The organism is Cronobacter sp. JZ38 (genome assembly GCF_008932145.1).
GTDB lineage: Bacteria > Pseudomonadota > Gammaproteobacteria > Enterobacterales > Enterobacteriaceae > Cronobacter > Cronobacter muytjensii.
The window spans coordinates 4,198,055-4,211,900 of sequence record NZ_CP017662.1; the positions used below are offsets into that span (position 1 = coordinate 4,198,055).

Sequence of the window (13,846 nt, forward strand, 5' to 3'; positions counted from 1 at the left end):
ACAGGCTCCCGCAAAAGCGACGGCTCAACCCGTCGCTTTTTTATTGCCTCAGAAGCCGTCAGGCTTCGGTTGCCATGCGCAAAAGTCTTCGTTCGCCACCAGCAACAACTGGGTGCCTTCCGGTGCCTCCAGCCAGGCGGCGCTAACGCGCGCGGTAGCGTGACGCTGACGTTCGGCAAGCCGCGCCTGCGCCCTTCTGTCCAGTTCAGGGAGCACGGTTTGCCCTTCGCAGGTCGTCATCGTGCCGTCAGGGTTCCAGCGTCCCTGGCGCAGCACCACGCGGCCTGCGCGCAGCGCGTCGCTGGTATTGCGCATTCGGGTGGCGCGGTACTGCCACAAGGCAATCTGATCGCTTGAGAGCTGCTGCTTCTGCCCGTTCACTTCGCGCTGCATAAAGCTTAAGCCGCCGCGATCGTCAAAGCGCACTTTTACCTGTTCCGGCTGTTTGCCTTGCAGGCGGTAATCCACCGAAGCGAGCGTGTCGTTTTGCCAGCGATAATCGCTGATCGAGGTGTTATCGCCCGACCAGGGGCTGAACGCCGCCAGCAGGTGCACGGAACCGTCGTTATTGTCTTTACGCCACAGGCGCACGACGCCGTCATCGGCGAGATAGCCGCTGGCGGTAAAGGAGGGAATTTCCGGAGTGGAACGACAGGCCGAAAGGAACAGCGCGCCTGCAAGCGCCAGCAAACGCCAGCTAAACAAAAGGGGCGATGTCGCCCCTTCGTTAAAACCTTTCACTGCCACGCGGTTTACTTAACAGCGTCTTTCAGTGCTTTGCCAGAAACGAATGCCGGCACGTTAGCTGCAGCGATTTTGATTTCTTTACCGGTCTGCGGGTTGCGGCCAGTACGCTCAGCGCGGTGGTTCACTTTGAAGGTACCGAAACCAACCAGCTGTACAGCATCGCCTTCTTTCAGAGACTCAGTAATCGCAGCCAGAGTGGATTCCAGAGCAGCTTTCGCTTGCGCTTTAGACAGGTCAGCCTTGTCTGCAATTACATCAATCAGTTGAGTCTTGTTCATAAGTTATCCTTACAATGTGTTTATCGCTTGCTAAGCATCGAGTGCGACGGAAATGCCTTGAAAGCACTCTCCTGCATACACGCACCGATAGCCACTTTTTTTCGCCTCCCAAATGTAGACCAGACGGGGGGCTAATTGGAAGCCTTCAGGTGAGACAAAACAGGCTGTAAATCACGTTTTATTGTCTCATTGCTGCAAATTTATACCGATATTACTGGTTCCATCCTCGCGCAGGTCTGCGCGTAAGCCTTTTATCAGCTCAATATCGCGTTCTTCGCAGGCGGCCAGCAAACGGAAAATTTCCCACTGGATGTCCCATTCCTGCTCGACGGCCGGGTTCGCTTTCAGCTCTTCATCAGTCATTTCGCGGCCCGCCTGCGTCATCTCCAGCATGGCCACGGTCGTGACAGATGTCTCGCTGACTTCAATCGCGTGCTCCAGCGTCTCGCCACTCAGGCGCGAGTGGATCAGTTCGCTCAATGCCACGCAGGCGTCAATGGCCGGATAGACGCCGTACAGGTCATAATCCTCTGCCGCCGGAATCGCCTCTTCAAGCTTTTCGAGCTGGTTGTCGAAATTGACTTTAGCGTCTTTAACCGTCAGCGTTTCCCAGACCAGATCGAGAATACGGCGGTAGAGCTGCGCATCGCCGAAGCCGGTCTGCTGGCAGAACATGGCGTAATTCGGGTACATCCGCTCGCACAGCGAGGCCATAAAGGTCTCGTGCTGCCAGGCTTCGAGCTTTTCCAGCCGCAGGTGAATAGGGTTTTGTAACATAGTGGCGTCTCACAAACCGAAAATTAGCGGCAGTGTACCTGAATCACCCCTGAATTTCCTGCCATCGTAGAAAGGCGGGGCGGCCCGATGCGACGGCGTCTGCCCAGCGCGTCGGCTCCGGCAGCCGGTAGCCTTTGGTGCAGCGCTGCACCCAGCCAAGCGCCGTATCGATGCTGACGCGATGCCCCGTCGAGACAAACAGCGGATTGCAGCGCGCTTTGCTGCGCCACACCCACGCCAGCTGCTCGCCTTTGTCCATCAGCGGCGCGACCGCGCCCGGCTCGTCGGAGAGCGGTTCAAATTTGCCGCAGAGCCGCTTTTTCGCAACGCCTATCGTCGGCACATCCACCAGCATGCCGAAGTGGCTGGCGACGCCGAGACGGCGCGGATGCGAAATCCCGTGGCCATCGACAAACAATAAATCCGGCTTTCTGGAGAGCATCTCCCAGGCGGCAAGCAGCGCCGGGTATTCGCGAAACGACAGAAAGCCGGGAATATAAGGCATCGTGGTTGGGATACGCGCCACCTGATACTCCACCAGCTCCAGCGAGGGGTATTTCAGCAGCACCATCGCCGCCCGCGTCACTTCGCCGCCCTGCTCAAACCCGACATCCGCCCCGCCGATAAACGTCGGCGGATCGACATTTAACCGGTCCTCACGGACCACATTGGATGCCAGTTCGATTTGTTGTGCGCGAAGCGTCGCGAGATCCATAGTTTCTCCTTACAGGTGATAAGGCGCCGATAAGCGGTGAACCGCTTCGACGAAGGCCCCCGCATGTTCCGGAGGCACATCCTGATGAATGCCATGTCCCAGGTTGAACACATGACCTTCACCCTTGCCGAAACCAGCAAGTATAGACGCCACTTCCTCTTCGATGCGGGCGGGCGCCGCGTAAAGCATGGAAGGATCCATGTTGCCCTGCAGCGCGACCTTATGCCCGACGCGACGGCGCGCATCAGCGATATCGGTCGTCCAGTCCAGCCCCAGCGCGTCGCAGCCGGTGTCTGCAATCGCCTCCAGCCACTGACCGCCGCCTTTGGTAAACAGCGTCACCGGCACGCGGCGGCCTTCGTTTTCCCGCAGCAGCCCGTCGACGATTTTATGCATGTAATAAAGTGAGAACTGCTGATAGTCGCGCCCGGTCAGTACACCGCCCCAGGTATCGAAAATCATCACCGACTGCGCGCCCGCGCGGATTTGGGCGTTCAGGTAGAGCGTGACGCTTTTCGCGAGCTTATCGAGCAGCAAATGCAGGGTTTGCGGCTCGGCGTACATCATCTTCTTGATAACGGTAAACGCTTTGCTGCTACCGCCTTCCACCATGTAGGTAGCGAGCGTCCAGGGGCTGCCGGAGAAGCCAATCAGCGGCACTTCGCCTTTCAGTTCGCGGCGAATGGTGCGTACCGCATTCATCACATAGCCGAGCTCCTGTTCCGGGTCCGGCACCGGCAGCTTCTCGACATCCGCTTTGCCTGTGATCGGCGAGGCAAAGCGTGGGCCTTCGCCCGCTTCAAAATAGAGCCCCAGCCCCATCGCATCCGGGATCGTCAGAATGTCCGAAAAGAGGATCGCCGCATCAAGCGGATAGCGGCGCAGCGGCTGTAGCGTCACTTCGCACGCCAGCTCGGCGTTTTTGCAAAGCGACATAAAATCGCCCGCCTGCGCGCGGGTGGCCTTATATTCCGGCAGATAACGTCCCGCCTGACGCATCATCCACACCGGGGTGACGTCGACAGGCTGGCGTTGCAGGGCGCGCAGGTAACGATCGTTTTTCAGTTCGGTCATTTTTCTTATTCCTCAAGCGACAGGGCGCCATTGTACCACGTCATTCGTAGTCTGCCCGGCAGCGCGCCACGGTATCTTCTATCAGGCGGCGCGCGACGGTGCCCGGCGCTGGCAACAACGGCAACTGGTCGTAGCGATACCAGCCTGCGTCGATGAGTTCTTTAGGATCGATTTTGATTTCGCCGCTGTCGTAGTCCGCAGTAAAGGCGGTCATCAGCGATTGCGGGAACGGCCAGGGCTGGGACGTCACGTAGCGCAGGTTTTTTACACGGATACTGCTCTCTTCCATCACCTCGCGCGCCACCGCCTGCTCAAGCGTTTCGCCCACTTCGACAAACCCGGCCAGCACGGTATAGACGCCATTGCGGTGACGGGTGTGCTGCGCCAGCAGAATCTTATCTTCACGCCGAATCGCCACAATGATGCACGGCGCGATCTGGGGGTAGTAGCGCTCGCGGCAGTGTCCGCAAAGCATCGCCCATTCGGTTTTACTCGGGTGCATCTCATGACCGCAGTAGCCGCAATATTTATGCGAGCGGTAAAACTCGGCGAGTTGCACACCGCGCCCCGCCAGTTGAAACAGCCCGGCGTCCTGATCGATAAGCTGGCGCACCGAGGCCATCTCGTCATCGCGCTTCTGAAGCACCAGCCATACCGGCGCGTCTTCCCAGGTGCCGATTTGCAGCGCCTTTTCGCCCGTAAGACCAAAATCCGTGGCCCGACCGTAAGGTAATTCTGCTTTTGGCAGCCATAATTTCTGTTCATGGCTGACTATCCACCAGCCATGGTCTAAATTTTCTAATGTACGTTCCATAATTGATTGCGCTACCTCTGCTTCACTGGCACGTTATTAACATTGTTTTTACATATTTTGGGTCATTTGCGTTTTTACATCTTATATCTCATGGAGTCGATCATGCTAAACCAGCTAAAAAGTCTGACGGAACGCGTTGGTGGGAGTAATGAGTTAGTTGATCGTTGGCTTGGCGCCCGCAACCATCTGTTAGTCACCTATTACAAAATGGTCGGCATCAAGCCCGGCAAGGAGCCGCTCACCGCGCTGGATGAAAAGGCGCTGGACGATTTTTGTCACTGTCTGGTGGATTATCTCTCCGCCGGTCACTTCAATATCTACGAACGTGTCATCAGCGAAATGGAAGGCACCAGCCCGCTGGTCGCCGCCACGCAGATCTACCCGCAGCTGGAGGCCAACACCCAGCACCTCATGGATTTCTACGACACCCATCTGGAAAGCGCTATCGATCACGATAATTGCCTGGAGTTCCAGGAGGCGCTTTCCGGCATCGGCGAGGCGCTCGCCGCCCGCTTCGCGCTGGAAGACCAGCTCATCCTGCTGGCCTTTGACAACAACCTGAGCGAAAGCGCCAATGATGAAGCCGGTTTTGCCCGTCCGGCTTGAGTTTGCAATGATTCGCGAGTAGTTTAATCACGTCCCCGCACCTGTTGCGGGGTTTATCTTGTCGGAGTGCCCAGTGCGCAAGCACGGGCTGAGACCGTTAATTCGGGATCCGCGGAACCTGATCAGGTTAATACCTGCGAAGGGAACAAGAGTAATTCCATTATGCCCCGCTCAGGGAGCCGTCTGCCGCTCCTGAAGATCGGTAAACGCGGCGCGGGCGCATCGCCATTACTCCTCCGTTGTTCTGACAAGCCACTTCCTGACCGTTAACTGGAATGCGCTATGTCTGTATCAAACAAACCTGGCCGCCGCGAACAGCGCGCCGCCGCACAACACTTTATCGACACGCTGGAAGGCACCGCCTTTCCCAATTCCCACCGTATCTACCTCACTGGCTCACGCGACGATATTCGCGTGCCGATGCGCGAAATCCGCCTGAGCCCGACGCTTGCGGGCGGTACGAAAGAAAACCCGCGCGTTGAACCCAACGAGCCGGTGCCGGTTTATGACACCTCCGGCCCGTATGGCGATCCGGCCGTGCGCATCGACGTGCGCGAAGGGCTGGAAAAGCTGCGCAGCCGCTGGATAGACGCACGTAACGACACGGAAACCCTGAACGCGCGCAGCTCCGCCTACACCCGCGAGCGTCTCGCCGACGACGGGCTCGACGACCTGCGCTTTCGCGGCCTGCTGACACCGAAGCGCGCGCAGGCCGGGAAGCGCGTGACGCAGCTGCACTACGCCCGTCAGGGCATCGTGACGCCGGAAATGGAGTTCATCGCCATTCGCGAAAACATGGGGCGCGAGCGCATTCGCGGCGCGGTGCTACGTCAGCAGCATCCGGGCGAAGGCTTCGGCGCGCGTCTGCCAGACAACATCACGCCGGAATTTGTGCGTGATGAAGTGGCCGCCGGGCGCGCCATTATCCCCGCCAATATCAACCACCCCGAATCGGAGCCGATGATCATTGGGCGCAACTTTCTGGTGAAGGTGAACGCCAATATCGGCAACTCGGCGGTGACGTCATCGATTGAAGAAGAAGTGGAAAAGCTGGTCTGGGCCACCCGCTGGGGCGCCGATACGGTCATGGATCTCTCTACCGGACGCTATATTCACGAAACCCGCGAATGGATCCTGCGCAACAGCCCGGTGCCGATCGGCACGGTGCCGATCTACCAGGCGCTGGAGAAGGCCAATGGGATCGCCGAAGATCTCAGCTGGGAGATGTTTCGCGACACGCTGCTGGAGCAGGCCGAACAGGGCGTGGATTACTTCACCATCCACGCAGGCGTGCTGCTGCGCTACGTGCCGATGACCGCAAAACGCCTGACGGGCATCGTCTCGCGCGGCGGCTCTATCATGGCTAAATGGTGCCTTTCGCATCATAAAGAGAACTTCCTCTATGAACATTTCCGTGAAATCTGCGAAATCTGCGCCGCATATGATGTCTCGCTCTCGCTCGGCGACGGTTTGCGCCCAGGCTCCATCCAGGACGCCAACGACGAGGCGCAGTTCGCGGAACTGCGCACGCTTGGCGAGCTGACGAAAATCGCCTGGGAATATGATGTGCAGGTGATGATTGAAGGCCCAGGCCACGTACCGATGCAGATGATCCGCCGCAACATGACCGAAGAGCTGGAGCACTGCCATGAAGCGCCCTTTTACACGCTCGGGCCGCTCACCACCGACATCGCGCCGGGCTACGATCACTTCACGTCTGGCATTGGCGCGGCGATGATTGGCTGGTTCGGCTGCGCCATGCTCTGTTATGTGACGCCCAAAGAGCATCTTGGTCTGCCCAATAAAGAGGATGTGAAGCAGGGGCTTATCACCTACAAAATCGCCGCCCACGCCGCCGATCTTGCCAAAGGGCATCCGGGCGCGCAGATCCGTGATAACGCGATGTCGAAAGCGCGCTTCGAATTCCGCTGGGAAGATCAGTTCAATCTGGCGCTCGATCCGTTCACCGCCCGCGCCTACCACGACGAAACACTGCCGCAGGAATCCGGCAAAGTGGCGCACTTCTGCTCCATGTGCGGTCCGAAATTCTGTTCGATGAAAATCACCCAGGAGGTGCGCGATTACGCCGCGAAACAGGCCATCGACGCCGGTATGGCGGATATGTCCAGCAGCTTTCGCGCCCGCGGCGGCGACATCTATCTGCGTCAGGAGGAGGTGGAATGATGGCGCCGCTTTTCGCCCCCGTACCGCGCCGCCTGGGGCTTTACCCGGTGGTAGACAGCGTTGAGTGGATAGCGCGTCTGCTGGAGGCGGGCGTGCGCACGCTACAGCTGCGTATCAAGGATAAAACCGATGCCGACGTCGAAGCGGATGTCCGCGCCGCCATTGCGCTGGGGGAACGCTATCACGCCCGGCTGTTTATTAATGACTACTGGCGGCTGGCGATAAAACATCAGGCCTATGGCGTCCATCTTGGCCAGGAAGATCTGGAAACCGCCGATCTCAACGCCATCCGCGCCGCCGGACTGCGGCTTGGCGTTTCTACTCACGACGATATGGAAATCGACGTGGCGCTGGCGGCGCGCCCGTCTTATATCGCGCTCGGCCACGTTTTTCCCACGCAGACCAAACAGATGCCTTCTGCCCCGCAGGGGCTGGCGCAGCTGGCCGCGCATGTGAAACGGCTCGGCGACTACCCGACCGTGGCCATCGGCGGCATCAGTCTTGCGCGCGCCCTTGGGGTACTGGAAACCGGCGTCGGCAGCATCGCGGTGGTAAGCGCCATTACGCAGGCGGCGGACTGGCGCGCCGCGACGCAACAGTTGCTCGAACTCGCGGGGGTGGGCGATGAATGACGCGGATTTTATGCGCTACAGCCGCCAGCTGCTGCTCGAAGATATCGCGATTGACGGCCAGCAAAAGCTGCTGGAAAGCCGCGTGCTGATCGTCGGCCTCGGCGGGCTGGGCTCTCCCGCCGCGCTTTATCTCGCAGCCGCAGGCGTCGGCACGCTGTGGCTCGCGGATGACGACGCGGTGCACCTTAGCAATCTTCAGCGCCAGATCCTGTTTGGCGTCGGGGATATCGAACAGCCGAAATCACTTGCCGCGCTACGACGCCTGAAGGCGCTTAACCCGGCAATCGAGACCGTGGCGCTGAACCAGCGACTTGAGGGCGACGCGCTGCATGCGGCGGTTTCCGACGCCGATCTGGTGCTCGACTGCAGCGACAACATGTCGACGCGGCAGGCCATTAACGCGGCCTGTGTGGCGCACGGTACGCCGCTTATCACCGCCAGTGCGGTCGGTATGGGCGGGCAAATCGCCACATTCGCGCCGCCTTTCGAATACGGTTGCTACCGATGCCTGTGGCCTGATGACAGCGAACCGGAGCGTAACTGCCGCACCGCGGGCGTGCTCGGGCCGGTGGTCGGGCTGATGGGCACGCTGCAGGCGCTGGAAGCCATCAAGCTGCTGTGCGACGTGACGCCAGACCGCGGCGAGTTGCGCCTCTTCGACGCGCGCGCCAGCCACTGGCGCACCCTGACGCTACAGCGCGCCGCAGACTGTCCGGTGTGCGGAGGCAAGCATGCGCATTGAACTGAACGATGAGGCGATGCAGTGCGTCGAGGGGCTTAGCGCGGCGCAACTGCTGGAACAGCTAAAACTCGACAGGCCCGGTACGGCGCTCGCCATCAACCAGACCATTCTGCCGCGCAGTCAGTGGCCCGATTATGCATTGCAGGAAGGCGACAGCCTGACATTGTTTCAGGTTATCGCAGGAGGCTGAGATGTTACGTATTGCGGATAAAACCTTTCAATCGCGCCTGTTTACCGGCACCGGTAAATTCGCCTCGCCCGCGCTCATGCTGGCGGCGCTGCGCGAAAGCGGCAGCGAACTGGCGACGCTCGCCATGAAGCGCGTGGATCTGACGCGTCGTGATGATGCCCTGCTGGCGCCGTTACAGGCAGCGGGCGTGACGCTGCTGCCCAATACCTCCGGCGCCAAAACCGCCGAAGAAGCGATTTTCGCCGCGCAGCTCGCCCGCGAAGCGCTGGGCACACGCTGGGTCAAACTGGAGATCCATCCTGACGCCCGCTGGCTACTGCCGGACCCGATAGAGACGCTGCGGGCGGCGGAGAAGCTGGTGGCGCAGGGATTTGTCGTACTGCCCTACTGCGGCGCCGATCCGGTGCTCTGCAAGCGGCTTGAGGAGGCGGGCTGCGCGGCGGTAATGCCGCTGGGCGCGCCAATCGGCTCCAATCAGGGTCTCCAGACGCGAGCGCTGCTCGAAATCATCATCGCGCAGGCGACGGTGCCGGTCGTGGTGGATGCGGGCATCGGCGCGCCAAGCCACGCCGCCGAGGCGCTGGAGATGGGCGCCGACGCGGTGCTGGTTAACACGGCGATCGCGGTGGCGCGCGATCCGGTAGCCATGGCGCGGGCGTTCCGTCAGGCGGTCGGGGCGGGACGTACAGGATATGAAGCCGGGCTCGGCGCGCGCACCACGCAGGCGCAGGCCACCAGCCCGTTGACCGGCTTTCTGGAGGCGCAGGCATGAAGACATTTACCGAACGCTGGCGCACGCTCCACTGGGATGACATCCGGCTGCGCATTCACAGCAAAACCGGGCGCGATGTGGAGCGCGCCCTCGCTGCCACGCGCCCCGACAGGGACGATATGATGGCGTTGCTCTCCCCTGCCGCGCTGGAATATCTCGAACCGCTGGCACAGCGCGCGCAACAGCTCACCCGCCAGCGCTTTGGCAACACCGTGAGCTTTTATCTCCCGCTCTATCTCTCTAATCTCTGCGCCAATGAGTGCACTTATTGCGGCTTTTCTATGAGCAACCGCATTAAGCGCAAGACGCTCGATGAAGAAGAGATCGCGCGCGAGTGCGCGGCTATTAAAGCGATGGGATTTGAACATCTGTTGCTGGTCACAGGAGAACACCAAACGAAAGTGGGAATGGACTATTTTCGCCGCCACTTTCCGGCCATTCGCCGCCAGTTTGCCTCGCTGCAAATGGAAGTGCAGCCGCTGTCAGAGGCGGAGTATGTCGAGCTGAAATCACTCGGGCTTGACGGCGTGCTGGTCTACCAGGAGACATACCACGAGGCGGTCTATGCAAGGCATCATCTGCGTGGCAATAAACAGGATTTCTTCTGGCGACTGGAGACGCCGGACCGGCTCGGGCGCGCCGGTATCGATCGCATTGGTCTTGGCGCGCTGACGGGGCTCTCCGACTGCTGGCGCACCGATAACTATATGGTGGCGGAACACCTACTCTGGCTGCAACAGCGCTACTGGCAGAGCCGCTACTCGGTATCGTTTCCGCGCCTGCGGCCCTGCGCGGGCGGCATTCAGCCTGCGTCGCTTATGAACGAACGGCAGCTGGTGCAGCTTATTTGCGCGTTTCGGCTGCTGGCGCCGGAGGCGGAACTGTCGCTTTCCACCCGTGAATCGCCACATTTTCGCGATAACGTCATCCCGATTGCCATAAACACCGTGAGCGCGTTCTCGCGCACGCAGCCTGGCGGCTATGCTGACGGCCACGCCGAGCTTGAACAGTTCACGCCACATGACGGGCGACGCCCGGAAGAGGTGGCGACGAGTTTGACGCAGCGCGGTCTGCAGCCCGTCTGGAAAGACTGGGACGGTTTTCTGGGAAGACATGCGCAAAATCCCTGAAACCAAACGCAAACTGCGCGATATCTTTCGGCATGTCACGCAAAGTGCGCGTTTGCCGTTTGAGTGAAAACTGCCGCCGTTTTACTCTGCGTCCGCCGGCCGGGGATGACCGGCCGGGGCGGCTCCTGATGCTCTCTCTCTGCCGCCCCGCCTCTTTCCCTGTACCAAATGGCAAAAGGAAACGGCTTTGGTAACCGGTTTCCGTTTTTGCGCCTTTCTTTGTGATGGGTAACACACAATCACATCAAAGCGGTTGTTGGGACAGGAGGCGGGGGATAAATATCAACTAAACAACAGTCACAGAGAGCGGATTATGAAAAATATCGTTTTATGCTGTGCCGCAGGTATGTCCACCAGCATGCTGGTTCAACGGATGAAAGACGCCGCCCAGAAAAAAGGCGTCGAGGTGGAGATCAAGGCCGTTCCGGTCGCGGAGTTTAAAGATATTATCGGCACCGCCGACATCGTTCTGCTTGGCCCGCAGGTCAAATACGAGCAGCCGAAGTTCCAGGAAATCGCCGATCCGCTGGGTAAAAAAGTCGCCGTTATCGACATGATGGATTACGGCATGATGAAAGGCGATGTGGTGCTGGATAAAGCCCTGAAAATGCTGGAGCAATAAATGGAAGATTTAGAGTCAATTATCATGGAGCTGCTGGTGAATGCCGGTAGCGCGCGCAGCCAGGCGCTGACGGCTCTTCAACTGGCCCGCAAAGGCGACTTCGAGGCCGCCGAAAAAGCGATGGAAGAATCCCATGAGTTTGTTAAGCATGCGCATAAAATCCAGACGCAGCTTATCGGGCTTGACGAAGGCAGCGGTAAGCTGCCGGTAAACCTGATTACCGTTCATTCCCAGGATCATCTGATGAACGCGATGGTGATTCAGGATCTGGCAGGCGATCTGATTGAACTTTATCGCCGCCTGCCGCTGATAAAATAACGTGCAGTCACCCCATCGCCCTTGCCCGGTTTCGCCGGGCATTTTTATCTCTACAGCCCAGCCCGGTTTGCAAGCCGCTAAAGCAGGCGGTGTCTTTTGCGCTCACTTTATGGCACAACGGTATTCTTAAGCGCCCTTAATGCGCCTTACCGATGATGCAGGTTACGCATGCCTTCCGTTCCCGTTCCGTTTTTTACGCTTGCTGTGCTGGTGATGCTACTGGCGAAAGTTTCTCTGGTTGACGCCAGCCGCTATCGTCGGGTGATTGGTTTTCTCGCAGGCTGCGCGCTGCTGGTATTTCTTTCCGCGTTGCGCTGGTCGTTCGATCTGCCTTTGCTGCGTCAGTTGCAATCCCTGATGGCCATCGCGCTGCCGCCGCTGGCCTGGCGTTGCTTTAGCGAATTGACGTCATCTCAGCCATCTCGTCGCAACGCGTTTATGCTTGCGCCGCCGCTTGCCGCGCTGATGATTAATCTTACGTTGCCCGTCGCCACAGATGTGACGCTGGTAGCGCTCTACCTCGGCTATGGCGCTGCCCTGCTGCGTACCGCCCGTCAGGGTTCGGATGCCTTTTTACTGAGTCGTCTGAGCGATGCGCCGACAGCGGTGAAACTCGCGTTTATCGCCGGTGCGTTTCTCTGTTTTTGCGGGATGACCGATATCGCCATCGCCGTTGATTTTGGCTTTTTTCACGGGCGCCAGGCACCGCTGCTGGTGGCCGCCTCGCAGGCGATATTATTACCGTTCCTGGGGCTCGCTATTCTGCTGCCCGCTAAAAAACCGGCGGTGCCTGTGCCTGTCGCCGTGCCGGTGCCGCCCGTGAACCATCACGAAAGTGAAGCTGAAGAAGAGACAGAACGCTGCGTGCAACTGGAAAAAACCTTACGAATACAGGCGCTGCACCTCAACCCTGACCTCACGCTGGATCTGCTGGCGAGAAAAACCGGCACGCCCGCGCGCCATATTTCCCGGGCGGTCAACGCAACGCGCGGCTGTAATGTCTCACAGTGGATTAACAGCTTTCGCATTGCTCACGCGCAACAGCTGTTACGCGAGACTGACCTGCCCGTTACCACCGTGATGCTTGAGTCAGGCTTTAATACCAAATCAAATTTCAATCGTGAGTTTGCGCGACTTGTGGGGATGAGCCCTGTGGCGTATCGCCGCGCGGCGGCGAATAATGCAGCGCCTGACTCAGAAACTCGCTTATCTGTGCCGCCAGTTGCTGGTGGATCGCCGCCCGACTGAAGCCTGCACCATCGCGGCACACGATCCCTTCGCCCGGCTCTTCCGCTTCGATAATGGCTGCCGCGCCTGGTTTGCACCGCTGCATAAAACTGAAATGGGTTGCACCCGGTACGCTCACCGTACGAGTGAGCGAGGCAGGCAGCCCGTGGGCCAGATAGCCCGACTCCAGCGCAGCGGGTACGTCATCACTGTCAACGCCCGCACTCATCACCAGCACCGGGATGGCAACCTGCGACAGGCTTTCCGCCGTAAAGCCGCGCGCCAGGCCCAAATCCAGCGACACCACGGCTTTTATTCGTGTATCACGCACGCTTTTTACCAGCTGGTTTTCCGTTCCGGGTAAGCCGATGCCAAGCGTACGTGCCACCTTACAGCCGCCAAGCTGCGGGTGATTTTCACAGTCGGCCACAAAACGCGGCGCAGAAAATCGCGCACCTGCCAGCGCCATGACCGTCCACCCGCCTAAGGAATGCCCTGCGGCGGCGATGCGCTGTTCATCTATTTTTCCGGCTGTTTTCGGGTTGCCGATAAGCGCCTCCAGCACGCGCGTCACGTCGTGCGGACGCTCCCCAAGCGCCTGCGCCTGCGCGGGCTGTTTATTACGGGTCGTGGTGCCCGGGTGATCCATTGCCGCAACAATATACCCCTGCTCCGCCATATGTTGCGCGAGCCAGTCCAGGTTGCGCCAGTTGCCGCCAAAGCCATGCGAGAGCAATAGCAGCGGGTGCGCGCCCGGCGCGGGTGCCGCATCACGCTGGACCTTAACCCCCGAAAAGACAACGTTCTCGCCCACCGTCTCCAGAGCGCGGTTATCAAACGTCGGATACCAGACCGCAACGTCCAGCGAACGAGTGGCTGGTTCATTGAGTGTGAACTGATGAAAACCGATCCCCGCCGATGCGGCAGCGCTTAACAATGCAAAAGTGATAAAGGTGATGAGTCGATACATGGGAATGCCCTCCGTTTACAGTGGCGGATTTGTAACATCGGGGCGGAG

16 protein-coding genes, 1 pseudogene and 1 riboswitch are annotated in these 13,846 nt (G+C 59.4%); of the genes and pseudogenes, 10 read left to right on the top strand and 7 right to left on the bottom strand.

Annotated features, from left to right (window positions below):
• Nucleotides 1-48 precede the first annotated feature (48 nt).
• From BJP61_RS19805 to nudC, 6 genes are all read right to left on the bottom strand, one after another.
• Entirely contained in the window at nucleotides 49-747 is a 699-nt protein-coding gene (locus BJP61_RS19805; protein ID WP_161578863.1) for a DUF1481 domain-containing protein, read from the bottom strand.
• A gap of 5 nt (nucleotides 748-752) precedes the next feature.
• Nucleotides 753-1,025 carry a nucleoid-associated protein HU-alpha gene (hupA, locus tag BJP61_RS19810; protein WP_002884342.1) on the bottom strand — a complete coding sequence of 91 codons (273 nt, stop codon included), beginning with the start codon at nucleotides 1,023-1,025 and terminating at the stop codon, nucleotides 753-755.
• A gap of 186 nt (nucleotides 1,026-1,211) precedes the next feature.
• Nucleotides 1,212-1,802, bottom strand: coding sequence for a YjaG family protein (locus BJP61_RS19815; RefSeq protein ID WP_171999174.1), 591 nt, complete (start codon nucleotides 1,800-1,802; stop codon nucleotides 1,212-1,214).
• Between the two features lie 43 nt (nucleotides 1,803-1,845).
• A complete protein-coding gene (gene nfi / locus BJP61_RS19820) occupies nucleotides 1,846-2,517 on the bottom strand; it encodes a deoxyribonuclease V (protein WP_038865675.1) in 672 nt (223 codons plus the stop codon).
• Between the two features lie 9 nt (nucleotides 2,518-2,526).
• Nucleotides 2,527-3,591, bottom strand: coding sequence for a uroporphyrinogen decarboxylase (hemE, locus tag BJP61_RS19825; RefSeq protein WP_075193624.1), 1,065 nt, complete (start codon nucleotides 3,589-3,591; stop codon nucleotides 2,527-2,529).
• 40 nt (nucleotides 3,592-3,631) lie between these two features.
• Entirely contained in the window at nucleotides 3,632-4,405 is a 774-nt protein-coding gene (gene nudC / locus BJP61_RS19830; protein ID WP_171999176.1) for an NAD(+) diphosphatase, read from the bottom strand.
• 102 nt (nucleotides 4,406-4,507) lie between these two features.
• On the opposite strand from nudC, the gene rsd reads away from it, so the two are divergent.
• The 10 genes and pseudogenes from rsd to BJP61_RS21835 all read left to right on the top strand — a co-directional run.
• Complete coding sequence (rsd, locus tag BJP61_RS19835; protein WP_161580694.1) at nucleotides 4,508-5,011, top strand: sigma D regulator; 504 nt, start codon at nucleotides 4,508-4,510, stop codon at nucleotides 5,009-5,011.
• A gap of 52 nt (nucleotides 5,012-5,063) precedes the next feature.
• Nucleotides 5,064-5,173: riboswitch (TPP riboswitch) on the top strand.
• Nucleotides 5,174-5,293: 120 nt separating this feature from the next.
• On the top strand, nucleotides 5,294-7,195 hold the full coding sequence (thiC, locus tag BJP61_RS19840; RefSeq protein ID WP_161578864.1) for a phosphomethylpyrimidine synthase ThiC: 1,902 nt from the start codon (nucleotides 5,294-5,296) through the stop codon (nucleotides 7,193-7,195).
• Nucleotides 7,192-7,827, top strand: a complete 636-nt coding sequence (gene thiE, locus BJP61_RS19845) for a thiamine phosphate synthase (protein ID WP_171999178.1) — start codon at nucleotides 7,192-7,194, stop codon at nucleotides 7,825-7,827. Before thiC ends, thiE begins: the two co-directional genes overlap by 4 nt.
• Nucleotides 7,820-8,569: a HesA/MoeB/ThiF family protein gene (locus tag BJP61_RS19850; RefSeq protein WP_171999180.1), complete on the top strand. Its 750-nt coding sequence runs from the start codon at nucleotides 7,820-7,822 to the stop codon at nucleotides 8,567-8,569. Before thiE ends, BJP61_RS19850 begins: the two co-directional genes overlap by 8 nt.
• Complete coding sequence (gene thiS, locus BJP61_RS19855) at nucleotides 8,559-8,759, top strand: sulfur carrier protein ThiS (RefSeq protein WP_038865691.1); 201 nt, start codon at nucleotides 8,559-8,561, stop codon at nucleotides 8,757-8,759. Before BJP61_RS19850 ends, thiS begins: the two co-directional genes overlap by 11 nt.
• A 1-nt stretch (nucleotide 8,760) precedes the next feature.
• The gene (thiG, locus tag BJP61_RS19860; protein ID WP_038865693.1) at nucleotides 8,761-9,531 is read left to right on the top strand and encodes a thiazole synthase; all 771 of its coding nucleotides are present in this window, start codon (nucleotides 8,761-8,763) and stop codon (nucleotides 9,529-9,531) included.
• Nucleotides 9,528-10,661: a 2-iminoacetate synthase ThiH gene (thiH, locus tag BJP61_RS19865; RefSeq protein WP_171999182.1), complete on the top strand. Its 1,134-nt coding sequence runs from the start codon at nucleotides 9,528-9,530 to the stop codon at nucleotides 10,659-10,661. The genes thiG and thiH overlap by 4 nt, the downstream gene beginning before the upstream one ends.
• 313 nt (nucleotides 10,662-10,974) lie before the next feature.
• Complete coding sequence (locus tag BJP61_RS19870; RefSeq protein WP_038865699.1) at nucleotides 10,975-11,283, top strand: PTS sugar transporter subunit IIB; 309 nt, start codon at nucleotides 10,975-10,977, stop codon at nucleotides 11,281-11,283.
• Nucleotides 11,284-11,601, top strand: a complete 318-nt coding sequence (locus BJP61_RS19875) for a PTS lactose/cellobiose transporter subunit IIA (protein ID WP_075193619.1) — start codon at nucleotides 11,284-11,286, stop codon at nucleotides 11,599-11,601. It begins immediately after the preceding gene.
• 651 nt (nucleotides 11,602-12,252) lie between these two features.
• A pseudogene (locus BJP61_RS21835) lies at nucleotides 12,253-12,708 on the top strand (AraC family transcriptional regulator); the annotation flags it as partial.
• Between the two features lie 7 nt (nucleotides 12,709-12,715).
• Here BJP61_RS21835 and BJP61_RS19885 read toward each other — a convergent pair.
• Nucleotides 12,716-13,798 carry an alpha/beta fold hydrolase gene (locus BJP61_RS19885; protein WP_171999184.1) on the bottom strand — a complete coding sequence of 361 codons (1,083 nt, stop codon included), beginning with the start codon at nucleotides 13,796-13,798 and terminating at the stop codon, nucleotides 12,716-12,718.
• Nucleotides 13,799-13,846: the final 48 nt, after the last annotated feature.